Below are 22,068 nucleotides of genomic sequence, written 5' to 3'. Positions count from 1 at the left end.
GATTTCAAGAAAGGTGAACAATATGATTAAGTGTCCTCTGTGTGGTCAGTCAGCGCATACTCGTAGCAGCTTTGAGCATTCAAGCCAAACAAAGGAGCGCTATAACCAATGTCAGAATATCAATTGTGGAGCAACGTTCGTCAGCCATGAAACCTTTGTGCGTTTCATTTCTAAGCCAGGTGAAGTCCAGAATGTTACGCCGCATCCAAGGGCAAAAACGAAGAGACAACCCCGCCAGAAAGCCACTGCCGTGCAGTAATTAATGTAAAAACATCAATAACGAAAAAAACTTTGCTCCCGTTTTTGCCACCGCAATGGTGGCTTTTTTGTGGATATTGAATTGAAAATAGGTTCTCTAATTGAGAACTTTTTTGACGCCTACTTGTCAACAAAGTAGGCGTCAAAACCATTAAGCAGGGTTCTTCCACTTCTGGCTCTGATATTCTTCCAGCAAAATCCTTTGCATTTCATCTTTGACGTGTAATTTTTCTTTTTTCAGACGTACAACTTTATCGTTGTAGCCTGCGCCATTAGGGCCTTCAAGTTGAGTTATCTCGTGGTCAAGTTGGTGATGTTTTTCAAACAGGGATTGGAAGCGGGGATGAGATGATTTTAGGTTGGATACTAAATCACGATATTCTGGAAACATGAGACCTCCTATACGAAATTTACTACCACACTCAATGAGTGTAGCAGCTCATTGTAATATCAGATTTGAGAGATATCACATAAAAAAGAACTGGTAGCACCTGTTCGCTGGTTGATGATTAATAAAATTTGATATTGGTTGTGAGTAAATATTTCCCATCGTACCTAATGCCGTTAAAAATCAGTTCATTGCCAAAAAACATAATTTACCTCAATTTTTTTGTTGTTATTATCCAGTCTCCTTTTTAAATATATTCAGAGGTGATATATGAAAAATTATTTATTCCCTTTAGCAGCATTGATGGTCTCAACTTCTGTTTTTGCGGACAAAAAACTTGAAGATATCGCGCCGTATCCTGCGCCTTCTGAAAACATGGCGCGTAGTGTGATTGAATTGCCGCAAAAAGAGCATGAAAACGACTACATGGTTGAGTTAGTGATTGGCAAGGAGATGAAAGTGGATTGTAATCACTACTGGTTTGGCGGTAATTTGGAGACAAAAACGCTGGAAGGATGGGGGTATGATTATTACGTGCTAAATAATGTTACCGGCCCCGCCTCAACCAAAATGGCTTGTCCGACTAAAGAAAAAACAACGCGCTTTGTTCAGGTTCAGTTAGGTAAAGATGCGTTTGTACGTTATAACAGTAAATTACCTGTCGTTGTCTATGCACCAAAAACGGTGACCGTTAAATATCGTATTTGGCAGGCTCACGATGAGGTAAAGACATCCGTCATTGAATAAGTTATTGATTAGATAAATCAACAACCTGAGTTTTTCATCCTAAGCTCAGGTTGTTGAAATATACATTTCTTCATTTCTGCCTGTGATTCCTTGCCCATATTGAAAAATATTAACTAAACTATTTTTGGATTCTTTTGCATTCATGCAGATATCATTGAGGAATCAAAGAATGTTTAAAAAATTATCGGCAGAGTTTTTGGGTACTTTTTGGTTGGTATTCGGGGGATGTGGTAGTGCTGTTTTAGCCGCGGCATTTCCACAGTTGGGGATTGGTTTTGTCGGCGTATCTCTGGCTTTTGGCTTAACAGTGGTCACGATGGTCTATGCGGTGGGGCATATTTCAGGCGGGCATTTTAATCCGGCAGTAACATTGGGGTTGTACGCGGGGGGGCGTATTGCTGCAAAAGATGTCATTCCTTATATCATTGCCCAAGTGATTGGCGGCATTGCAGCAGCAGCGGTACTTTACCTTATCGCCAGCGGTAAAAGTGGTTTTGATGCAACGGCAACGGGTTTTGCCTCGAATGGCTATGGTGAACATTCTCCCGGTGGTTTTTCATTACAAGCTGCCATTATTATTGAATTAGTATTAACTGCATTTTTCTTAATTGTTATTCTTGGGGCAACAGATAAAAATGCGCCGGCAGGTTTTGCACCATTAGCGATTGGTTTAGCATTGACGTTGATTCATTTAATCAGTATTCCCGTCACAAATACCTCGGTTAACCCGGCAAGAAGTACAGCGGTTGCTATTTTTCAAGGCACCTGGGCGTTGGAGCAGCTTTGGGTATTTTGGTTGATTCCATTAATTGGTGGTGCTATCGGTGGCTTGATATACCGAATATTATTACAGAAAGATAATTCATCCGTTGATTAATATTCCCCTCATTTTGAAAAGCCATGTTTAGCATGGCTTTTTTGATCCTTTTTTATGGTAGATTTATACACACTTCAATCTTTTTTAAAGGAAGAATGATGGAAAAAAATCTAACATGGGAACGAGACGAATATTGGGTTACAACGGATAAGGGTAAGATTGATATTCATTTCGTACATAGTGAATTAACACAATTATTTTGGGCGCGTGGTGTCGAGGTTGAAAAAGTCAAAACTGCGATAGAAAATAGTATATGTTTTGCATTATTTCACCGTGATAAAGAAATAGGTTTTGCAAGGTTAGTTACTGATTTTGCAATGTTTTCATATATTTCAGATGTATTTATTATTGATGACTATCAGAAGAAAGGATTAGGGCGTTGGTTGGTAGAATGTATTTTACAGCATCCAATCATTCCTCATGTAAAACATGTGATGTTGGTGACTTCTAATGCAGGTTGGCTTTATAAAAAACTTGGTTTTTCACCTGTCGTAGATCAGGATTTTGTCTGGATGTTAGATGGAACGAAAATACCTGGAACATCTGAATAAATGCTAAGAAAGCAGGCGGTTATTATGATATTTGGGTAATGCCGCCTGTACTATTTGTATCATTTGATTAGAAAGAATAATGGAAAGTGACTTTAAAAATAAATACCATTACTTTTTAGTCATATTATTTTCTTTATATAAGGTGTAAATATCGGGTAATAAAGTTATCAGGCCAAGTAAGGCCATACCTCCACCAACCCACAGTGGTGCCCGCAATCCCCAACCTAAATGAATACAAAACCCACCAAGAAAAGAGCCAGTAACAACACCAAGCGTAATCACTGAAGTATGAATAGTATTAATGAGTTGGCGGCCGTTAGCTGTTCGCATAACTCGTGTCGCCATGGCAGGATTCATCGTGACTCCCACTAATCCGATACCGATGAGGGATAGGGCGGCCAGTAACTTTTTGTCTGCAAATAAGCTAAATAGCAGGAGAAATACAGTAAGGGAAATTAAGCCTGTGGTTAAGGTTGGGATGGTATGGCGATCTGCTAGCTTTCCAACCACGATATTGCCGACTATTGTGGCGGCTCCATAGAGAATAAGTAAACTGGCTATCATGTTATCGTTGTAGCCCGTGACTTCTTTTAATATGGGGGTGAAATAGGTAAATGCTGCAAAAGTTGCCCCAATAATCAGTAGGCTGGTGGAAAAAACACGCCATAACCTCAGATTATTTAGGCTTTCCAGTTCCGTACGTAAGCTAATTGTAGAGGGGGGCGAAATAGGAGGAAGATAAAACAGACTGATGATGCCTGCTATCGCCGCTAATACACTGGTTGCCCAAAAACTCTCCCGCCAGCCGGCGTAGGTACCGATCAAATTAGCCATGGGTAATCCTAAGATCGTCCCTAGCATAATGCCGGAAAGTACAATTGAAATTGCCCATCCCCGTTGCTGTTCCCCTGCAATTTCCACACAAATTGCCAGTGCAACGCCAAAGAAAGCACCTGAAACAGCACCCGTGATAATTCTTGAGAACACTAGCATGAGATAGGAATTCGCAAGTGCGCCAACGATTTCACCGATAATAAAAATCATGTATAGGATAATTAATGCCCTTTTGGGCGGTGTTTTTAATAATCCCATGGCGAGAAGTGGACCGCCAAACGCCATAGCCAGTGCATATAAAGAAACCAGATAGCCAATTTGAGAAATGGATACGCCCAGATCGTAAGCCATAATGGGCACCATTCCCGTTACCTGGAATTCACTGGTTACCATGGCAAAAATGCCGATTGCCAGTATGTAAATGGCCGGGGAGGCTGATTGATGCTTTGTTGTGGCAGGGTGATGATTAGCAATATTGAATAGCGAGTTTTTCATATGATCATCTTTTGTTTATTTATTGATTAATTTTGTAGTGTTGATTACAAAATTATCTGACTTGCGAAAATGAATCAATATAATTATGTTATAGTCACTACAAAATTGATGAGGATACAGACAATGACACAACGGGGACGTCCTTTGAGCTTTGATCGCGAAGCTGCGCTTCAACAGGCCATGGAGCTGTTTTGGGCTAAAGGCTATGAGGGCACACAGCTTGTTGATCTTACGGCTGCAATGAATATCAATCCTCCGAGTTTTTATTCGGCATTTGGCAGTAAGAAAAAAGCCTTTTATGCCGCGGTTGAACTCTATATTAAAACGGTAGGGGCTAAGGCGATGGACAGGCTTAACGATGCTGGTACGGTAAGAGAAGGAATACAGGCAATGCTGGAGTGTTCTGTAGATGTCGCAACTTCAAACCAGACTGGTGGATGTTTGCTTATTTTAGGCATCGTTAACTATTCACAAGAAAATGAGGATGTTTATACCTACCTGAAAACTGTGCGTAAAAACACGCTGGCCTTAGTCCATAACCGGATAGAAAAAGGTGTGAAAGAGGGGGAATTACCTGCTGATACTCATGTCGGAAAATTGGCCACATATTTTTTAGGAATTATGCAAGCAATTTCATTTCAAGCACGTGATGGCGCATCAAAAGAGGATCTGATGGATTTGATTGAACCAGCAATGGCTGCAATATCTTTTTAAACGAATCCAACCTGTGCCAATCATCTTCATCCGTTTGTTGGTTAATTTCTCTCATTATAATAACTTCAAGTTATTATATGAGTTGATTTTGAGTATATGGTGTTGTTGTTACCGCTTTAATACGCCCCAAAGCGGAGCGTATTGAATTAAACAGAAAAGCTGTAGTGAGTTCCGTCCGGAAGTTCGACATCAAGGCGCAGCTTACCACCAGAGGCCTCAACGTAGCGCTTGAGGGATGACAGCTTTAGGTCACGACCAGGTTTCTCCATATCGGAGACAGTCGGCTGCTTGATACCAAGAGTGACTGCGATGTCCCTTTGGGTGAGGTTCATGCGTTCACGAAGTTCAGCCAGATGGATATTAAGCAGCATCTCGGTCGCTGTTTTCTGTGCTTTGGCAACAACGTCCGGCTTTTCTGCTGCCAGCATTTGGTCAAGAGTTCTTGCCATAACGTTTACTCCTTCTTCAATTTGTCCAAGTGTGCCGTAAATTCTCGGTCTGCAATCGGGATCATGACTTCATAAAACCTTTTCTCATCCCCGGTTTTGTTACCGGCGCAGAGAAGAATACCTTTCCGCTTTGGGTCGAACGCAAAGAATGCTCTGATAGGGTCTCCTTTGCTTTGAACCCGCAGCTCTTTCATATTGCTGTAGGATGAACCGTTCACGGTGTCTGCGTATGGCCTTGATAGCATTGGCCCTCTATCTCGAAGCACTATCATAGAGGCCAGCACATTCGCCCGGTCAGTGTCATCCAGAGCATCGAACCACTCGTCAAAGGTGTCGGTTGTCTCGATGACCCACATGATCTCTCCTTAATTAATATAGATGCAATGCTATATAGGTTCAAACCTATGATCAAGAAAAATCGGCTGTCTGGGCAAGGTTCTGAGAACTTCATCCCAAGCATTAATTCCTCACGCAATAATAATATTGAGTGATTTAATGAGTTGATTTTGAGTATATGGCATTGTTGTCATCTCTTTTTTGATCTATTGGTAAATTCGCCATACATTATTTTTTCTCCTGTAATAAATATTGTTAGATATCTAAATAATATGGCTTTAAAAAATAATATTTTCTAAAAATTTTGAACTTTATTTCACTTTGGTAACATCATCAAAAAAATTGAATTATTTTTTTAAAAAAATTAATTTTTTTTATGAAATTATAATGGGATATATTTATAGGCATGATTTTTATAGTTATATAACACGTGTAATAAAATAAGATAAAATGAAAAAGCCTCAATATATTTATAGTTAGTTTTGGTTGTATATTGTTATTTTACTTTTGTCAGTTTTATTTCGAAGTTTTTACTTTGCTATATTCAAAAGCATGTGAGCGGGTGTTTGATATTCAGAAATATCTGCATATTGCCCATTGCATTAATTAGCTGTGATGTAAATGTAATAAATTAGGAATGAATTATGGAACGTCTTGATATAGAAGAAGTGTCGAACAAAATTCTACATGAGTTATTGCAGTACCGGCGCCGTTTCCCTGAGTCCGAACATACCCTTCAATATGAAGAAAACAGGGTTTCCGAAGTTCAGCTTCCACGTATTCGTGCCTTTGTGGAACAAGGGAAACCGATTGAATGTATCTTACCTGCATTTCCGACAAAATCCCCAAATCCCAGAAAAGTATTGGGTAAGATGCCGGATATGGCAGAAAAATTATCACTGATTTTTCTAAACTCCCTGTGTCAACGTATCCAGCTTTATTATCCACCGGGAGCTAATATTGTTATCTGTTCTGATGGGCATGTCTTTAGTGATCTTATCCATGTTGATGATAACACTATTACCTATTACCAATTAGAAATTGAAAAGCTGCTGCATGAACTGGGCGCAACGCATCTTTCTGTTTTTAATTTGGGCAACGTTGAATCATTGACACAATATACTAATGACTACGATCAACTGCGTGAATTATTGGTCAGCCGTTATGCTCAATCGATTGAGGAGATTAAAGAAGAACTCAAAAAAACCGAAGAGGGCGTGCAATTATATCGGGCAATTACGCGTTTTCTTTATGAAGATAGTTTATTGCCGGAATACACAGGCTCGAAAAATGCGTTGCAAAAAGATGCCCGTCAGCGTTCAGCCGGAGTTATCCAACGTAGCTGGGCGTGGGGGAATCTACTGGCAGAACAGTTCCCATTGGCGATCCGCCTTTCTATCCATCCGCAGCCCGTGGACAGCATCAAAATGGGTATTCATATGATGCCGACCAGAGATGATTGGTTGACGCCGTGGCACGGTGTGGCAGCCAACATTAACGGTCAATTTGTGCTGATGAAAAGTGATGAAGTGAAAAAGATGAATGGCAAGTTGATCGAAATTCGGGGCGTTCCGAGTCATTACTTGATTGAAACACCCCTTGCAGGAAACCGGCAAACAGAATCCCAGACAGCAACGGCATAAACAAAATATATCGCATCGTAGAGAGAAAAATCATGAATACCTATGAACTTGATTGTCATATTGAGTTGGTGAAACCTTTTGGCGTGTTTATTACGCCCAATTACCCTGATCAGGATATTACCACACTGTCAGTGGATGCTTTGCGTGAATTAGCTCGTGATCATCTGCTGGTGGTATTGCGTGGTTTTCAATCCGGTTTTACGCATAAAGAGAAATTAGCGGAATATGCTAACCGCTGGGGTGAAATCATGATGTGGCCGTTTGGCGCTGTATTGGATGTGATGGAATCCCCCAAACCGTCTGACCATGTTCTGGACAGTGGTAGTGTGCCGTTGCATTGGGATGGAATGTATCGGGAGACAATCCCTGAATTTCAGATCTTTCACTGTGTCTCTGCCCCGGAAGCGGCGCAAGGAGGGCGTACTACATTTGTCAATACTGAACAATTGATCATTGATGCCAGTGATGATGAGCGTAATAGCTGGAAGAATACCACCATTACCTATCGCACAAGCCGGGTGACCCATTATGGCGGTGAAGTGGTTTCCCCGTTAGTCTGTCTTCATCCCGACGGTAAAAAATGGGTGATGCGTTACAATGAGCCGATGGGTAAAGAGGATGTTAAATATGCGGATCATCACGCTTTGAAGATAGATGGCGTGTCACCGGAAGAGCAAAAAGCCTTTGAGGAAACACTGTATAACCGATTGTATGATCTGCGTTATTTCTATGCCCATCAATGGCAGTCTGGTGACATCGCGATTTGTGATAATTTCACTTTATTACATGGTCGTGAGGCTTTTATTTCCCGTTCTCCCCGTCATATTCAGCGGGTACATATTCACGGCGTGCCTGTGTATAACAATCACAGTTTCCGCACGATTTCGGTTCCCAATGCGGATTGAGCCGACGTTGCCTTGAGGAGGTTTGATTAATGTCTCGTGTGGTTTCTCGTATTGTTTTAGCGGCTGTTGCAACGCCCGGCCATGTTTTTCCCATGTTCACAATTGCGGAACATTTAATCGGGCAGGGGCATGATGTCACGATATTCAGTGGAACGCTGTTCCAGCAGCAAACGGAAGCATTAGGCGCCACGTTTGTTCCCTTCGATCAGCAAGTGGATGTTGATTACCGCTGTCTGGAAAAATATTTTCCTGAACGGGCAGAACATCCGCCGGGAAATACCCAGATGGCGCTATCGTTAAGGAAATTTTTTGCCGCGCCGATCCCGGTGTTGTCGACGCAGTTGATGCAGGTGATTGCCGAGGGGCAGGCTGATTTGCTGATTATCGACAATACCTTTTATGCTGCGTTGCCATTATTGCAACAACCGGCTGACAAACGTATTCCTGTCATTGCAATTGGCGTGACGCCGCTGCCGTGGTCATCAAAGGATGCCGTATTCTGGGGAGCCAGAATTCCCCCTGAATTACTGCCTGCGGATTTAACCCGCGAGCAATTAGTGGATGCGGAAACGCACGAGCTAATTGCACAGGTCAGGGAAGCTTTCAATCAGTCGCTGGCTGCCGTGGATTGTCTCCCACTGACCGAGGATTATAATGATGTGTTGATGAGCGGGGTGGATCGTTACTTGCAATTGGCAACGCAAGCATTTGAATTTACCCGTGATGACTTACCTGCCACGGTGGATTTTATCGGCGCGCTGCCAGTGAAAGTGGAAGATGATAAAACGCACCTCAGTTGGCCGGATGAAAGCCTGCCGTTGATTTTGGTGACGCAGGGAACGCTGGCGAATATTGATTTTAACCAATTGATATTACCTGCATTGCGTGCATTGGCCGCTTTACCGGTTCGGGTATTGGCGATCACAGGCGGCCGTTCTGTCGATGTCTTGGGTGGAGATATGCCCGAAAATGCCAGAGTGGTAGAATATCTCAATTTTGAACACTGGCTGCCAAAATCATCCATTTTTATTACCAATGGGGGTTATGGTTCACTGAATTCAGCCATTCGTCACGGTGTCCCTTTGGTGGTCGCGGGAACAGGAGATGGTAAGCTGGAAGCGGTTGCTCGCGTTATCTGGTCACGTTGTGGTATCAGCCTGCATACGGATACACCCAGTGAGCAACAATTGTATCAAGCGGTGACAAGGATATTATCTTCCCCGATATGGCGCCAGCAGGCACAGATCATTAAGGCAGATTATGCTGCCCATAATGCCTTGGCAGCAATAACGCGTCATGTTAATGAGCTGATTGCCCGATAACTAAACCATAAAACAGAACGCGGTAGATTTTTTATACCGCGTTTTTTTATGAACAGTTCTTTGATGGGTAGATGATAATCAGGCTTTTTCCCGCACACCTTCAACGGAAATGATCAACTCAACTTCCTGCGATTTTGGCCCCAGATCTTGTTTGATATTAAAATCTTTTAGCTTTAGTTTACCTGTCGCCTCGAAACCCGCACGGTATCCCCCCCACGGGTCATTGCCTGCATTGAGCAATTTTGCATCCAGTATGACCGGCTTGGTGACGCCATTTAAGGTGAGATCGCCGGTAACAAAGTAATATTCACCCTCTTTCTTAACATGGGTTGAGGTGAATTTTGCGTCAGGATATTTCTTACTGTTTAAAAAATCCGGGCCACGCAAGTGCTTATCGCGTTCGGCATGTTTGGTGTCTACACTATCGGTTTTGATAACGACATTCACTTTATCATTGACCGGATTTTGCGGATCAAAAGTAAAACTACCATCGAAATCCCTGAAACCACCATACAGCCAGCTAAATCCCAGGTGTTGAATGCGGAATTCAATAAAGGCATGTTGGCCGATTTTATCGAACTTATAGTCAGCCGCCAGTGCGCTGCCTGTATTCATAAGCCATCCCCCGACAGTCAGGGCGATTAGCGTCTTTTTCAGCATAATCATTCTCCAAAAGTTATTTTAATCGGGTTTGTAACCCAACATTCTTTTTAAGGTGGTATCACGATCGATAAAGTGGTGTTTCAGCGCTGCAAGCCCATGTAATAGGGAGAGCACCACAACCATCCAGGCAAGATAGAGATGAATAACGCCTGCCGTATCAGCCTGGAACCCTTGCCCCGTTACGGTTGCAGGAATTTCAAACCAGCCAAAAATGCGGATAGGTTGCCCATCGGCAGTAGAAATAAGGTATCCACTCAATAGAATACCAAACAGGGCGATATAGAGAGTGAACTGCATCAATTGTGAACTGATACGTATCAAATGACGGTAGCTTGCCAGGGGTTTTGGGGGTGGGAAAATAAATCGCCATATGACACGGAAGACCATAGCAATAAATAATAAACACCCGATGCTTTTATGTAATTCCGGCGCACGATGATACCAAGTATCGTAATAACTTAATGTTACCATCCATAATCCCAGTGCAAACATGCCATAAACGGCGATCGCCACCAGCCAATGAATAAAAATAGAAATATGACCGAATCTCGTGGATGTATTCTTGAGTAACATATTATTATCCGTATCTTTAATATAACGACGTTTCTATAATATAGACGACTGTGTTTGAAATTCATAGTGAATTAATTTCTTTGTTTTATATGCTGATTGTTTTTATAGATTTTTATTCTAACAATATGATGTTTTGTCATGGGTGTCTGTAATTTTATAAGAGAGGAATTATTTTGCAGAATTAACGGGTTTACTGTTTTAATAGAAAAATATAATGTACCTATGTAATCACACCATTTTATTATTAGTGCGAGAAAGACGATGTATACATTGTGGATAGCCAATAAAAATTATTCTTCCTGGTCACTGCGTCCGTGGATTTTGCTCAAGGCGCTGGGTATTCCTTTTCATGAGAAGCTGAGCTATTTCGAAGATGGGAAAAGCAGCCATGAGAAATTTAAAATGTTTTCCCCCACGGGGCAGGTTCCCTGTTTGATTGATGGAGCCATGACGGTTTGGGATTCACTGGCGATTGTGGAATATCTTGCGGAGGAACATACCCAAGTCTGGCCGTCAGATAAAACCGCCAGAGCATGGGCGAGAAGTGCTGCGGCGGAAATGCACTCTGGTTTTACCACATTACGTCAGATTTGCATGATGAATTGCTCCATCAGAACGCAGTTGCCTGAAACAACCGCTGAATTACAGTGTGATATTGCACGCATCGATGCACTTTGGGCAGAAGGGCTAACGCAATTTGGCGGTGAATGGTTGGCGGGAGATAAATTCACGGCGGTTGATGCGTTTTATGCGCCGGTGGCTTTCCGTGCCCAAACTTATGGATTGACATTTTCGGCGATCAGTCAGGCATGGGTTGATCGTATGCTAAACCATCCTGCGATGGTGGAATGGGCAGAGGCGGCGGCCAAAGAACCGGCAATAGCCCATTGATTCACTTTATCTGGCATTTTATCTCCCCGTTCCGCGGGGAGATAATAAGGACATTTTGCAGTATTTAAGGATATTTATAGTTGTTGTTATATTTATAAAAATAATAAATGAAGTGATTATTTTAATTATTTGTAAAATAACCAAGCTGAATAAGTGATTGTTTGCCTGTTTTTATCCATAATGTGTTTTTTCATTTTCTGCAACAGAAAGGATAACGGATGGCTTGGGAACACATTATTTTTAGTGGAATCTTTAGTGGGCTGGTGGGTGCTATTCTCTGGATTATACAGAAAAGAGGCAGAATAAGTAAAGCAATCGCCGTTGTCATTTTTATTATTGCCACGGTGGGTTGGAATTTATTTGATTTTAAAGTATTGCGCAGTAATAAAGGGTTTGGTGTTGAGGGGACAGAATTTGTCATATCAAAAGGGGATGAATCTCTTTTTCTGATTATTAAGCATAAAGATCCGAAACTTTATGATGAATTTAAACAGAAAATTATGACCTTACAAAAAGAAGGTAAAGGCCATGATATTATTTATGGTGAAGTGGCTAATCAAATCATCTCACTCACCAATCAGCGTATTTTATTTGCTCCTGATAAAGAACTTCTCTCTCATATAAACATAATCGTAAAACAACTGGAACATTTACAGAAAGAGAGTGCTGAAAAATGTCTTAGGTTTGCGCTGCCAGAGATGAATAAAAATATTTATGATCTTCTGGATATAGCAAAATCGTTGCCAAAAGCATTGTATCTCGAACGGAGTCAAATTGACCGGGAGATGATTATCGCCTCTTATAGTGAGAGACAATATCAATCCTCCGCCGAAGATTATATCCTTGCCTTGCAAGATTTAGAAACCATTATGCTTGGGATGGTGCATCAATACGGTGACGATATTGCCTTGTTAGATTCTGTTCAAAGTGTCAATGCGAATAAAGAGAAAGGCTGCGAGCTGCTTGTTGATATCAATAAACGATTTCTTGCATTACCGCCAGAGAGAGCGGCTCGCCTGTACCGTTATATGATGCATCAGAAGCAATAAGCCAGAGAATATCCTCTAAATGCCGTCAGTTTTCCCAAAAAAAAGCTCCGTGTAGGAAACGGAGCGGGAATGGGTAAAAGTAGCTGGGAAAATGTAGTACGCAGATATAATAACCCTGCGACATTAAATGAGGGTTAAACAAAAGAAGGGTTGTGTAGAAAACAACCTTTCATCCGTTTTTTAATGGGAAATGGCGTCCCGGATGGCTTCCAATGAAGCGGGGTTCTCAATCAGGGCGATATCTTTGGGTTCCCGCCCTTCACAAATGGCCTGCATGGTACGGCGCAACATTTTTCCTGAACGGGTTTTCGGTAATTGCGTGACAAAATAGACCCGTGCCGGGCGCCCAACGCTGCCGATTTTTTTATCCACCAAGGCCATTAACGCTTTCTCCAACGCTGCAAAATGGTCAGCGCTCTGGATTTCCCGCCCTTCTTTGAGCACCGCAAAAGCCACAGCGGCTTGCCCCTTGACGTCATCCTTGATGCCAATGACGGCAACTTCGGCGACATCTTCATGGCTGGCGATGCACTCTTCGATCTCACGAGTCCCCAAACGGTGGCCGGAGACGTTAATCACATCATCCGAACGCCCCAAGATAAAATAGTAACCGTCGCTGTCGCGCAGCCCCCAGTCGAATGTCGAATAAACTTGCTGGTCAAAGTGTTTCCAGTAGGTGTTGATAAAACGGCTATCGTCGCCATAAATAGTCTGAATGCAGCCCGGAGGCAACGGGCCTTTGATCGCCAGCATGCCCTTTTCATTGGCACCGCATTCTTGGCCGGTCAGTTCGTTGATCAGTTTGACGTTAAAACCGTACATGGGAAAACCCGTGCTGCCAAAACGGTTTGGCCTGTCGTCTAAGCTCCGCGCAATGGCCATAATCGGCCAGCCGGTTTCAGTTTGCCAGTAGTTATCAATCACCGGCACATTAATAGTCTCGGCAATCCAGCGGGCGGTATGTTCATCCAGCGGCTCCCCCGCCAAATAGAGCGTTTCAAGCGATGAGATATCATAGTTGGCGATGCAATCCGTCGGGTATTTTTTCAGGACGCGGATTGCGGTGGGGGCAGAAAACATTCTGGTGACCCGGTATTTTTCGACAATTTGCCACCAAATCCCGGCATCCGGGCGTATTGGCAGCCCTTCATACATGACGGTTGCCATACCGGCGATCAGCGGTGCATAGATAATATAAGAGTGCCCGACCACCCAACCGATATCCGACGTACAGAAAAAGACGCCGCCCGCCTGACCACCAAAAATAACCGCCATGGAGGTTGCCAGCGCGACGGCATAACCGCCGACATCCCGCTGAACGCCTTTTGGGGTTCCGGTGGTGCCTGAGGTATAGAGCACGCAGGAAATTTCGTTGGATTCCAGCCACGTGACGGGAACGTCGGCATCAAGGTGCTTCTGCCGCAATGTGGCGAAATCCACATCCCGGCCCTCCACCCAATCAATATCAGACAGCCCGCGATCGACCAGCAAAACATGGCGTGGCGTGTGATTGGCTAACGCAATGGCTTCGTCCAGCAGAGGCTTGTAAGGAATGATTTTGCCGCCACGTGAACCGGCATCCGCCGAGACAACTAAAACGGGTTCGGCGTTATCCAATCGGCTGGCAAGGCTGTGAGAAGCAAAACCGCCAAAGACCACCGAGTGGATGGCACCAATTCGGGCGCAGGCCAGCAAAATAAACAGGGCTTCGGCCACCATCGGCAGATAAACCACCACACGGTCGCCTTTTTTGACACCGAGTGACAACATCATCGCGGCGGCTCGGTTCACTTCGCGGTGTAACTCTTTATAGGTGAAAACGCGCTCGCTATGGGTTTCCGTTGAAATGGCGATCAATGCCTTGGCATCGGGTTGCCTTTCCAGCCAGCGATCCAGTGCGTTGTAGCAGAGATTGGTCTTTCCGCCACAAAACCAGCGGGCAAAGGGGGGATTATGGTGATCCAACGTCTGTGCAAAAGGCTGTTGCCAATGTATGCGTTTGGCTTGCTCTGCCCAAAACGTATCGGGATCATCAATGGAATGCTGATAGAAATCTTGGAATGACATAATCTCTCCTACATAGGCAGATGAGCGGCATATAAATTATATAACGTACAAATCGAGGTATTCGTTGACGGGAATATCTCGCAATGCCATGAGATCAAGGGATACCGCCAAAATTTTTTGTTGCTGCGCTGGCGGGAAGCGGCGTGCCAGATTGGTTCTGAATTTTTCTTCTAACAGCGGAATACCCTCTTTACGGCGACGGGCGTGCCCAATCGGGAACTCGACAATGACTTCGTCCAGTTGCGTGCCATCGGTAAATACCACCGTCAACGCATTGGCAATGGAACGTTTTTCGGGGTCGTGATAGTCACGGGTGAAATCAGCATCCTCGACACAGACTATTTTTTCCCGCAAGGCATCAATGCGGGGATCGGCCGCGATATCATCCTCATAATCTGCCGCCGTCAAGCGACCAAAAATCAGCGGAATAGCCACCATATATTGAATGCAGTGATCCCGGTCAGCGGGATTATTCAAAGGCCCCTGTTTATCAATGATCCTGATACAGGCTTCATGGGTACGGATAGTGATTTGGGCAATATCGTCAATTTGTTTGCCGTGCGCTTTCAGTTGCTGATGCAGGATCATTGCCGCTTCTACCGCGGTTTGTGAATGGAATTCTGCCGGAAAAGAGATTTTAAACAGCACATTTTCCATCACATATGAGCCATAGGGACGCTGGAATATGAAAGGTTGACCCTCGAACAGGACGTCATAAAACCCCCAGGTTTCGGCGGTCAACGCGGAGGGATAGCCCATTTCGCCGGTTTGGGCGATCAGTGCCAGACGCACGGCACGGGAAGTGGCATCGCCCGCCGCCCAGGATTTGCGGGAACCGGTGTTGGGCGCATGACGGTAGGTTCGCAGGGATTGGCCGTCAACCCAGGCCAATGAAACCGCACTTAATATGGCTTCACGTTTTAGCCCTAACATTTGGGCAACCACTGCCGTGGAAGCCACTTTGACCAACACCACATGATCCAAGCCGACTTTATTGAACGCATTTTCCAGCGCCAGACAGCCCTGAATTTCATGCGCCTTAATCATCGCTGTCAGCACTTCCCACAGGGTGAGTGGAGATTCTCCGCGGGCAACCGCGTTTCTCGACAGCCAATCGGCAGTGGCAAGTATACCGCCAAGATTATCAGAAGGATGCCCCCATTCCGCTGCCAGCCAAGTGTCATTGAAATCGAGCCAGCGGATCATGGCCCCAATGTTGAAAGCGGCCTGAACGGGATCGAGCTGGAATTGGGTTCCCGGTACGCGCGCACCGTTGGGCACCGTGGTGCCCGGCACAACCGGCCCCAAAAGTTTGGTGCAGGCGGGGTATTCCAGTGCTTCCAGCCCGCAGCCCAAGGTATCGATCAGGCAGTGGTGGGCGGTGGCGTAAGCAATCGGGGAGGTGATGGTGTAGTCCATGACATAATCCACAATATCCACAATCACTTGATCGTAGTCAGGGCGATGGTTAACAACAGAGGTAGACATAATCAATCCTTAAATCGTGTTATTTATGAATCGGGTGATTAACGCTGTGCAATCGGTATAAATGCCAAGTTTTCAGGGCCGGTATAGTTCGCCGATGGACGGATGATTTTGTTATCAATGCGCTGTTCAATAATGTGGGCAGCCCAACCGGAAGTACGGGCCATCACAAACAGCGGGGTAAACATGGCCGTCGGCACGCCCATCATGTGATAGGACACCGCCGATAACCAATCGACATTCGGAAACATTTTCTTGTGCTCCCACATCACAGATTCAATCCGACCGGCAATGTCATACATCTGGGTGGTGCCGGCTTCTTGGGAAAGTTGCAAGGCAATAGTTTTAATCACTTTATGGCGGGGATCAGAAACGGTATACACTGGATGGCCAAAACCAATAATGACCTCTTTTCTTGCCAAACGGGCAAGAATATCGGCTTCGGCTTGCGCGGCGCTATCATAGCGTTGCTGGATTTCGAAGGAGACTTCATTGGCTCCGCCATGCTTTGGCCCCCGCAGGGCACCAATCCCTCCGATAATGGCAGAATAAATATCCGAACCCGTGCCCGCAATCACCCGGCTGGTAAAGGTGGACGCATTAAATTCATGTTCAGCGTACAGGATCAGGGAAGCGTGCATGGCCTTTTCCCACGATCCGCGCGGTTTTTGACCATGAAGAAGGTGGAGGAAGTGCCCACCAATGGAATCGTCATCGGTTTCAACGTCAATACGGCGGCCATTATGGCTGTAGTGATACCAATACAGTAGGATTGAACCGAGAGAGGCGAGCAGGCGATCCGCGATATCACGGGCAGCGGCGAGGTTATGATCTTCTTTTTCCGGCAACGTGCAGCCCAAAACCGAAACGCCGGTACGCATCACATCCATTGGGTGGGCTACTGCCGGCAGGGCTTCCAGTGCGGCTTTGACGCTGCTGGGCAGGCCGCGCAAGGATTTCAGTTTGTTTTTGTAGGCGGTTAATTCTGCGCGGGAAGGGAGTTTATCGTGGATAAGCAGATAAGCGACCTCTTCAAACTCACAATGGGCGGCCAAATCGAGAATATCATAGCCACGGTAGTGTAAGTCATTGCCATTTTTGCCGACGGTACAAAGTGCTGTATTGCCTGCCGTCACGCCGGACAACGCCACTGATTTTTTCGGTTTGAATGACGCCGGCTCAGAAACGCCCGTTGTCGTATTTTGCTTACTCATCAGTATCACCTCTGCTATTTTTCAGGGAAAACAGGGCATCCAGTTTTCGTTCAAAATCGTAGTAGTTGATGCTTTCATAAAGTTCATTACGGGTTTGCATCATAGCGATGACATTTTTCTGGGTGCCATCGCGACGCAATGCGGTATAGACCTGTTCGGCCGCCTTATTCATCGCCCGAAACGCCGACAGGGGGTAAAGGGCAATGGCGACGTTGACGCTCCTTAACTCTTCGACAGTAAAAAGTGGCGTGGCCCCGAACTCAGTAATATTAGCCAAAACAGGCACCTGTGTTCTGGCCGCGAATGCCTGATACATTGGCAGCGCGGTAATGGCTTCCGGGAACAGCATATCGGCACCCGCTTCGATATACGCCATAGCCCTGTCCAGTGCGGCATCCAGCCCTTCTACTGCCAATGCGTCCGTGCGAGCCATAATGACAAAATTCTCATCAGTGCGGGCATCAACGGCAGCCTTGATGCGGTCGACCATCTCCTGTTTGGCAACAATCTCTTTATTTGGACGATGGCCGCAACGTTTGGCACCGACCTGATCTTCAATATGAACACCCGCAGCACCTGCTTTAATCATAGAACGAATTGTGCGGGCGATATTAAACGCAGAGGAACCGAATCCAACATCGGCATCGACAAGCAGGGGTAGGTCACAGACATCAGTAATGCGGCGGACATCAATCAACACATCATCCAGGGTCGAGATCCCCAAATCGGGCAGCCCCAGCGAACCCGCAGCAACCCCGCCACCTGAAAGGTAAATCGCCTTGTAACCCGCCCGTTTTGCCAGCAGTGCGTGGTTTGCATTGAGGGTTCCGACCACTTGTAACGGAGATTCGGCTTCTATTGCTCGACGAAAAGCCAAACCAGCGGAATAAAATGCCATATATAACCTCATTGTTACCAAAATGAAACCGATTTGTATTTAATTGTGATTCAAGCAAGGTTTGTGCCAATGGTTAAAACCAGAGGGGGGATAAGCCGGAGTTCTGACCAATGCGTTATTTTTATTATCTAAATTAATGAGATGAATGAATTTTGGTTAATTAGTGGTGACGGTTTAGCGATGGGCTATAATGACTGTTTGTTTCATCCTGAATTCATTTTGTTTCATTTTTGTTTCAAATTTCAGGAATGAAACAGTCAACTGAACCTATTCAGATAAACGCCTGACAGGCAATAGGGGAGAAAATATGGCTTCAGTACACGCAGGAGAAAATAATAGGCCGGTGATCTGGACGGTTTCTGTTTCCCGGCTTTTTGACCTTTTTCGTGATATTACCCCAGAATTTGATCATCAGGCGGATATCACGCCGATTCAATTGGGTTTTGAGCGCGCAGTTCAACATATTCGCAAACGGCTGGAAACCGAACACTGTGACGCTGTGATTTGCGCGGGATCGAATGGCGCCTATCTAAAAAGCCGCCTGTCCGTACCCGTCATTATTGCCAAAGCCAGCGGATTTGATGTTATGCAGGCACTGGTGCGCGCCCGGCAAATCAGTTCCCGCATCGGTGTGATTACTTATCAGGATACCTTGCCGGCATTAGAGGAATTTCAGCAGTGTTTCAATTTACGCATTGAACAGCGCAGTTATGTCACCGAGGAAGATGCCAGGGCGCAGGTTAATGCGTTGAAGGCGATAGGCATCAAAGTGATTGTAGGCGCAGGATTGATTACTGATCTGGTTTATGAAGCTGAACTGGTGGGGATTTTTGTCTATTCGGCAGACTCCATTCGACAAGCATTTCAAGATGCCTTAGAGATAGCGCGCATGACCAAACTCAATCAGGCGGCGATTTCGCCTTATCCGACAGAAGATAAGCTACGTACACGGCACACAATCAGCGATATCAGGGGAAATTCCACTGCGATAGAACATGTCCGCAATACGATTATGCTGTATTCCCGTTCGACCGCCACGGTTTTGATTCAGGGAGAAAGCGGTACAGGAAAAGAGCTGGTGGCACAGGCGATTCATCATGAATATGCCTTGCGTTACGGGCAGTTGGCGGGTAAGCATCCACGGCCGTTTGTTGCCGTTAACTGTGGTGCGATTACCGAGTCTTTGCTGGAGGCTGAACTGTTTGGCTATGAGGAAGGCGCTTTTACGGGTTCACGGCGTGGCGGGCGTGCAGGGTTATTTGAAATTGCGCACAGGGGGACATTATTTCTGGATGAAATTGGTGAAATGCCGTTACCGTTACAAACACGGTTATTAAGGGTATTGGAAGAAAAATCCGTGGTCAGGGTTGGCGGATATCGTCCGATTGCTGTCGATGTTCGGATCATCTGTGCCACGCATTGTGATTTGGATACTTGGGTCAGGGAAGGGCGTTTTCGGGCCGATTTGTTCTACCGTTTGAGTGTATTACGCATCAATGTACCGGCATTAAGGGAGAGGGAAAATGATATTGGCTTGTTGGCGATAGAGTACTTACAACGGGCTTTTGCGGCACTTAACTTACCCGTTTCTGCATCGCGAATAGCGGAACTGGCTAAGTGTCATGAGGTATTGCACGCCTACCATTGGCCGGGAAATGTGCGTGAATTGCGCAATTTGATGGAACGGGCAGCGCTTTATTTGAGCGCTCATCCTGAACAGGTGCTGACGCCGGCATTGGTATTATCTCTCTCACCTGAGCGTCATATTGATACGCATGCTATCAACAGCGATATGAAAACCGCCCAGATTGAAATATCTTCTTTGATTAAAAACCCTTCTTCAATGAAGAATATTTCAATACACGACGTTGTAGCGCGATTTTCAGGTGATCGACGTGCGGCCGCAGAATATCTGGGAATTAGCCGCACGACGTTATGGCGGAGGTTAAAGCGGGAACAGGACAAAATGAAAACCATTTCAGAAGATTAAAGATTATCAATGACCGTTTTGGCGTAAGCAAATTTATCGCAAGAAACGAATTCTATATGATGATCTGTTTTCCTTTTTGTTAATTCAGTGGCATATTTCAGCTCTGAATAAGTAATTGGGAAATTTCTATTGTTGGAACCAATATCCTTGAAATCACTATGTCTCCATTTATGATGGAAGTTATGTACATTCATATTATCAACTTTTGCAATATTAAGGGGTGGATGTTCTTCTACATAAAAGATCATTTTCTTTATGGGTGAGTCTGTTTTACTGGCTTCTAGTTCAGCCCAATCAATGGATAATTTGCATAATTTTCGGATAAAAGACTTTGCAAAACAATTTGTAATGACATCTCCATGTGCGAACATCTCTCTGTCTTTTTCAGTAATTTTATCCTTCTCTGGGTAATAACGATTTCCACGTTTATCTATATCATCTTTAAAATTAAGAAGGTGTTTAAATCCTTCTTTATCACTTTGATGGAAAGCATTAAAAATGCCAGAGGTATATTCTCTATTGCCAATATTATAATGGCCGTAAGAAGAATTTGAGATAAACCTACCACTTGAACGATTAGGGTAATTATCATACTCTAATATAGGGTTGACTACATCTTTTTTTGTATTGGCTGAGAAAGGATTAGGGCGTTTAAGATTATTTTTGGCGAGAAACCCAGCCTGATAATTTTTATACTCTTTATAGTCACCTTTTTTGGTTACATTTCCTTTTCTCCTATTTAACGTGGTACTGATTGATAATTCGGAATAATTGCCCTTTAAAAAGTCGTATCTCAAAAAATAACTAAGGCTGCGAAATAGGTAATTTATGGTATTTGTATCTATTTTTTTGTCATGTTTTCACAGAGTTTTGGATCAAAGAAATTATTGTTTTTAACTGATTCGTAAAAATCATTAACATAACTGTCTTTTTTTTGTTGTTGTTGACAAGGTATTCACTTTGTCCATTATTTTCAAAAAAATGGTTAAATCTTATTAGCAGGTTTCCGCCTCCATATATCAGCATTCCTGAGCTATAAAGTATATCATCCATAGTGATATAAATATCATTAGGATTGGCATTTTGAATATAATCCAGGTAATGTTTTCTATATCCAGAAAATCCATAAACAATAATAATATTTCTGTTCATTTTAGTGACCTCTTCAATATTTCAATATTATTTCATTAATGATATTGATATCTTTAATCAGCAATGGTGAGTTTTCTGGGTTATGATTACCACTTGTTGATGAGTTTATCAACCATGCAATGAGTGAAGTTAAGTGGTAATATTTTAATAATGTGGCTATATTACGATGAGTTTCCCCGGAGCTGTCATTATTATTTCTTACTTTATTCTAATGACTAACCCCGTTTTTTATCATGCTAATCGGACATGTTAATTGATAAACAATGAGTGTTAATGAAATTTATTTTCCAATAAATGGGCATATTGTTTTATATCGATATTTCCGCCACTTAAGATAATGCCAATACGCTGACCTTTCAATTGTTCCCGCATGGCCTTTGCCGCAGCAAACCCTAAACAGCCGGTAGGTTCGACAATGGTTTTCATTCGCTCGGCTAAAAAGTACATAGCATCAACGAGTTGATCATCTGACGCCGTAAGAATGTCTTTGACCAGATGGCGGATGATAGCAAAATTGTGTTGCCCCAAATGCTGGGTTTGGGCACCGTCTGCAATGGTTTTTGGGGT

General features: G+C 44.1%; 24 protein-coding genes. 11 read left to right on the top strand and 13 right to left on the bottom strand.

Annotation, left to right across the window (positions count from 1 at the left end; all coding sequences use genetic code 11):
- Positions 1-22 precede the first annotated feature (22 nt).
- On the top strand, positions 23-259 hold the full coding sequence (locus tag PSI15_RS11735; RefSeq protein ID WP_273583696.1) for an ogr/Delta-like zinc finger family protein: 237 nt from the start codon (positions 23-25) through the stop codon (positions 257-259).
- A gap of 150 nt (positions 260-409) precedes the next feature.
- On the opposite strand, the gene PSI15_RS11730 is transcribed toward PSI15_RS11735, so the two are convergent.
- Positions 410-649 (bottom strand): YdcH family protein, encoded by a 240-nt coding sequence (locus PSI15_RS11730; RefSeq protein WP_273583695.1) that lies wholly within the window; start codon positions 647-649, stop codon positions 410-412.
- A 267-nt stretch (positions 650-916) separates the two neighbouring features.
- Here PSI15_RS11730 and eco point away from each other — a divergent pair, with 267 nt between their 5' ends.
- The 3 genes from eco to PSI15_RS11715 all read left to right on the top strand — a co-directional run bounded on the left by eco (position 917) and on the right by PSI15_RS11715 (position 2,821).
- Positions 917-1,393 (top strand): serine protease inhibitor ecotin, encoded by a 477-nt coding sequence (gene eco, locus PSI15_RS11725; RefSeq protein WP_273583694.1) that lies wholly within the window; start codon positions 917-919, stop codon positions 1,391-1,393.
- Positions 1,394-1,562: 169 nt separating this feature from the next.
- On the top strand, positions 1,563-2,270 hold the full coding sequence (aqpZ, locus tag PSI15_RS11720) for an aquaporin Z (protein ID WP_273583693.1): 708 nt from the start codon (positions 1,563-1,565) through the stop codon (positions 2,268-2,270).
- 98 nt (positions 2,271-2,368) lie between these two features.
- Positions 2,369-2,821, top strand: a complete 453-nt coding sequence (locus tag PSI15_RS11715) for a GNAT family N-acetyltransferase (protein WP_273583692.1) — start codon at positions 2,369-2,371, stop codon at positions 2,819-2,821.
- 108 nt (positions 2,822-2,929) lie between these two features.
- Here the strand turns inward: PSI15_RS11715 and PSI15_RS11710 are convergent, their stop codons facing one another.
- Positions 2,930-4,150 carry an MFS transporter gene (locus tag PSI15_RS11710; protein ID WP_273583691.1) on the bottom strand — a complete coding sequence of 407 codons (1,221 nt, stop codon included), beginning with the start codon at positions 4,148-4,150 and terminating at the stop codon, positions 2,930-2,932.
- A 123-nt stretch (positions 4,151-4,273) separates the two neighbouring features.
- Here PSI15_RS11710 and PSI15_RS11705 point away from each other — a divergent pair, with 123 nt between their 5' ends.
- Positions 4,274-4,864: a TetR/AcrR family transcriptional regulator gene (locus PSI15_RS11705; RefSeq protein WP_273583690.1), complete on the top strand. Its 591-nt coding sequence runs from the start codon at positions 4,274-4,276 to the stop codon at positions 4,862-4,864.
- 146 nt (positions 4,865-5,010) lie between these two features.
- On the opposite strand, the gene PSI15_RS11700 is transcribed toward PSI15_RS11705, so the two are convergent.
- Together PSI15_RS11700 and PSI15_RS11695 are read right to left on the bottom strand one after the other, a co-directional pair.
- Positions 5,011-5,313, bottom strand: a complete 303-nt coding sequence (locus PSI15_RS11700) for an XRE family transcriptional regulator (protein WP_273583689.1) — start codon at positions 5,311-5,313, stop codon at positions 5,011-5,013.
- A 5-nt stretch (positions 5,314-5,318) separates the two neighbouring features.
- The gene (locus tag PSI15_RS11695) at positions 5,319-5,669 is read right to left on the bottom strand and encodes a type II toxin-antitoxin system RelE/ParE family toxin (RefSeq protein ID WP_273583688.1); all 351 of its coding nucleotides are present in this window, start codon (positions 5,667-5,669) and stop codon (positions 5,319-5,321) included.
- Positions 5,670-6,293: 624 nt separating this feature from the next.
- Here PSI15_RS11695 and pvcA point away from each other — a divergent pair.
- From pvcA to PSI15_RS11680, 3 genes are read left to right on the top strand one after another with little or no spacing between them, the layout of a single operon-like run.
- Positions 6,294-7,292, top strand: coding sequence for an L-tyrosine isonitrile synthase (gene pvcA / locus PSI15_RS11690; protein ID WP_273583687.1), 999 nt, complete (start codon positions 6,294-6,296; stop codon positions 7,290-7,292).
- 32 nt (positions 7,293-7,324) lie between these two features.
- On the top strand, positions 7,325-8,197 hold the full coding sequence (gene pvcB / locus PSI15_RS11685; RefSeq protein WP_273583686.1) for a tyrosine isonitrile desaturase/decarboxylase: 873 nt from the start codon (positions 7,325-7,327) through the stop codon (positions 8,195-8,197).
- A 29-nt stretch (positions 8,198-8,226) separates the two neighbouring features.
- Positions 8,227-9,519, top strand: a complete 1,293-nt coding sequence (locus PSI15_RS11680; RefSeq protein WP_273583685.1) for a glycosyltransferase — start codon at positions 8,227-8,229, stop codon at positions 9,517-9,519.
- 78 nt (positions 9,520-9,597) lie between these two features.
- On the opposite strand, the gene PSI15_RS11675 is transcribed toward PSI15_RS11680, so the two are convergent.
- Both PSI15_RS11675 and PSI15_RS11670 read right to left on the bottom strand, forming a co-directional pair.
- Positions 9,598-10,179: a YceI family protein gene (locus tag PSI15_RS11675; protein WP_273583684.1), complete on the bottom strand. Its 582-nt coding sequence runs from the start codon at positions 10,177-10,179 to the stop codon at positions 9,598-9,600.
- Positions 10,180-10,200: 21 nt separating this feature from the next.
- Positions 10,201-10,755, bottom strand: a complete 555-nt coding sequence (locus tag PSI15_RS11670) for a cytochrome b (protein WP_273583683.1) — start codon at positions 10,753-10,755, stop codon at positions 10,201-10,203.
- 261 nt (positions 10,756-11,016) lie between these two features.
- Here PSI15_RS11670 and PSI15_RS11665 point away from each other — a divergent pair, with 261 nt between their 5' ends.
- Positions 11,017-11,646 carry a glutathione S-transferase family protein gene (locus tag PSI15_RS11665; RefSeq protein WP_273583682.1) on the top strand — a complete coding sequence of 210 codons (630 nt, stop codon included), beginning with the start codon at positions 11,017-11,019 and terminating at the stop codon, positions 11,644-11,646.
- A gap of 218 nt (positions 11,647-11,864) precedes the next feature.
- Positions 11,865-12,695 (top strand): hypothetical protein, encoded by an 831-nt coding sequence (locus PSI15_RS11660; protein ID WP_273583681.1) that lies wholly within the window; start codon positions 11,865-11,867, stop codon positions 12,693-12,695.
- Between the two features lie 180 nt (positions 12,696-12,875).
- Here the strand turns inward: PSI15_RS11660 and PSI15_RS11655 are convergent, their stop codons facing one another.
- The 4 genes from PSI15_RS11655 to prpB are packed head-to-tail and all read right to left on the bottom strand — an operon-like array spanning position 12,876 to position 18,359.
- Entirely contained in the window at positions 12,876-14,762 is a 1,887-nt protein-coding gene (locus PSI15_RS11655) for a propionate--CoA ligase (protein WP_273583680.1), read from the bottom strand.
- 36 nt (positions 14,763-14,798) lie between these two features.
- The gene (locus PSI15_RS11650; protein ID WP_273583679.1) at positions 14,799-16,250 is read right to left on the bottom strand and encodes a bifunctional 2-methylcitrate dehydratase/aconitate hydratase; all 1,452 of its coding nucleotides are present in this window, start codon (positions 16,248-16,250) and stop codon (positions 14,799-14,801) included.
- A gap of 38 nt (positions 16,251-16,288) precedes the next feature.
- On the bottom strand, positions 16,289-17,461 hold the full coding sequence (gene prpC, locus PSI15_RS11645; RefSeq protein ID WP_273583678.1) for a bifunctional 2-methylcitrate synthase/citrate synthase: 1,173 nt from the start codon (positions 17,459-17,461) through the stop codon (positions 16,289-16,291).
- Entirely contained in the window at positions 17,454-18,359 is a 906-nt protein-coding gene (prpB, locus tag PSI15_RS11640; RefSeq protein ID WP_273583677.1) for a methylisocitrate lyase, read from the bottom strand. Before prpB ends, prpC begins: the two co-directional genes overlap by 8 nt.
- 307 nt (positions 18,360-18,666) lie before the next feature.
- Between prpB and prpR the strand changes: the two genes are divergently transcribed.
- A complete protein-coding gene (gene prpR / locus PSI15_RS11635; protein ID WP_273583676.1) occupies positions 18,667-20,349 on the top strand; it encodes a propionate catabolism operon regulatory protein PrpR in 1,683 nt (560 codons plus the stop codon).
- Here the strand turns inward: prpR and PSI15_RS11630 are convergent.
- The 3 genes from PSI15_RS11630 to PSI15_RS11620 form a co-directional block, all read right to left on the bottom strand.
- The gene (locus tag PSI15_RS11630) at positions 20,346-21,146 is read right to left on the bottom strand and encodes a hypothetical protein (protein WP_273583675.1); all 801 of its coding nucleotides are present in this window, start codon (positions 21,144-21,146) and stop codon (positions 20,346-20,348) included. The two genes, prpR and PSI15_RS11630, sit on opposite strands and share 4 nt — an antisense overlap.
- A gap of 55 nt (positions 21,147-21,201) precedes the next feature.
- Positions 21,202-21,501 (bottom strand): hypothetical protein, encoded by a 300-nt coding sequence (locus PSI15_RS11625; protein ID WP_273583674.1) that lies wholly within the window; start codon positions 21,499-21,501, stop codon positions 21,202-21,204.
- 270 nt (positions 21,502-21,771) lie between these two features.
- On the bottom strand, positions 21,772-22,068 hold a 297-nt coding region (locus tag PSI15_RS11620; RefSeq protein WP_273583673.1), incomplete at its 5' end, for a pyridoxal-phosphate dependent enzyme.

The sequence above is a fragment of the Xenorhabdus sp. PR6a genome, assembly GCF_028599065.1.
GTDB classification, from domain to species: Bacteria; Pseudomonadota; Gammaproteobacteria; order Enterobacterales; family Enterobacteriaceae; genus Xenorhabdus; species Xenorhabdus doucetiae.
The sequence above is the reverse complement of the archived record's forward strand: the minus strand, read 5'-3'. Positions and strand labels throughout refer to the sequence as shown.

What these genes read in the sequence shown, in the direction of transcription:
- PSI15_RS11735 (WP_273583696.1), top strand. Translation starts at nt 23, where the DNA reads ATGATTAAGTGTCCTCTGTGTGGTCAGTCAGCGCATACTCGTAGCAGC.
- PSI15_RS11730 (WP_273583695.1), bottom strand. Translation starts at nt 649, where the DNA reads ATGTTTCCAGAATATCGTGATTTAGTATCCAACCTAAAATCATCTCAT.
- eco (WP_273583694.1), top strand. Translation starts at nt 917, where the DNA reads ATGAAAAATTATTTATTCCCTTTAGCAGCATTGATGGTCTCAACTTCT.
- aqpZ (WP_273583693.1), top strand. Translation starts at nt 1,563, where the DNA reads ATGTTTAAAAAATTATCGGCAGAGTTTTTGGGTACTTTTTGGTTGGTA.
- PSI15_RS11715 (WP_273583692.1), top strand. Translation starts at nt 2,369, where the DNA reads ATGGAAAAAAATCTAACATGGGAACGAGACGAATATTGGGTTACAACG.
- PSI15_RS11710 (WP_273583691.1), bottom strand. Translation starts at nt 4,150, where the DNA reads ATGAAAAACTCGCTATTCAATATTGCTAATCATCACCCTGCCACAACA.
- PSI15_RS11705 (WP_273583690.1), top strand. Translation starts at nt 4,274, where the DNA reads ATGACACAACGGGGACGTCCTTTGAGCTTTGATCGCGAAGCTGCGCTT.
- PSI15_RS11700 (WP_273583689.1), bottom strand. Translation starts at nt 5,313, where the DNA reads ATGGCAAGAACTCTTGACCAAATGCTGGCAGCAGAAAAGCCGGACGTT.
- PSI15_RS11695 (WP_273583688.1), bottom strand. Translation starts at nt 5,669, where the DNA reads ATGTGGGTCATCGAGACAACCGACACCTTTGACGAGTGGTTCGATGCT.
- pvcA (WP_273583687.1), top strand. Translation starts at nt 6,294, where the DNA reads ATGGAACGTCTTGATATAGAAGAAGTGTCGAACAAAATTCTACATGAG.
- pvcB (WP_273583686.1), top strand. Translation starts at nt 7,325, where the DNA reads ATGAATACCTATGAACTTGATTGTCATATTGAGTTGGTGAAACCTTTT.
- PSI15_RS11680 (WP_273583685.1), top strand. Translation starts at nt 8,227, where the DNA reads ATGTCTCGTGTGGTTTCTCGTATTGTTTTAGCGGCTGTTGCAACGCCC.
- PSI15_RS11675 (WP_273583684.1), bottom strand. Translation starts at nt 10,179, where the DNA reads ATGCTGAAAAAGACGCTAATCGCCCTGACTGTCGGGGGATGGCTTATG.
- PSI15_RS11670 (WP_273583683.1), bottom strand. Translation starts at nt 10,755, where the DNA reads ATGTTACTCAAGAATACATCCACGAGATTCGGTCATATTTCTATTTTT.
- PSI15_RS11665 (WP_273583682.1), top strand. Translation starts at nt 11,017, where the DNA reads ATGTATACATTGTGGATAGCCAATAAAAATTATTCTTCCTGGTCACTG.
- PSI15_RS11660 (WP_273583681.1), top strand. Translation starts at nt 11,865, where the DNA reads ATGGCTTGGGAACACATTATTTTTAGTGGAATCTTTAGTGGGCTGGTG.
- PSI15_RS11655 (WP_273583680.1), bottom strand. Translation starts at nt 14,762, where the DNA reads ATGTCATTCCAAGATTTCTATCAGCATTCCATTGATGATCCCGATACG.
- PSI15_RS11650 (WP_273583679.1), bottom strand. Translation starts at nt 16,250, where the DNA reads ATGTCTACCTCTGTTGTTAACCATCGCCCTGACTACGATCAAGTGATT.
- prpC (WP_273583678.1), bottom strand. Translation starts at nt 17,461, where the DNA reads ATGAGTAAGCAAAATACGACAACGGGCGTTTCTGAGCCGGCGTCATTC.
- prpB (WP_273583677.1), bottom strand. Translation starts at nt 18,359, where the DNA reads ATGGCATTTTATTCCGCTGGTTTGGCTTTTCGTCGAGCAATAGAAGCC.
- prpR (WP_273583676.1), top strand. Translation starts at nt 18,667, where the DNA reads ATGGCTTCAGTACACGCAGGAGAAAATAATAGGCCGGTGATCTGGACG.
- PSI15_RS11625 (WP_273583674.1), bottom strand. Translation starts at nt 21,501, where the DNA reads ATGAACAGAAATATTATTATTGTTTATGGATTTTCTGGATATAGAAAA.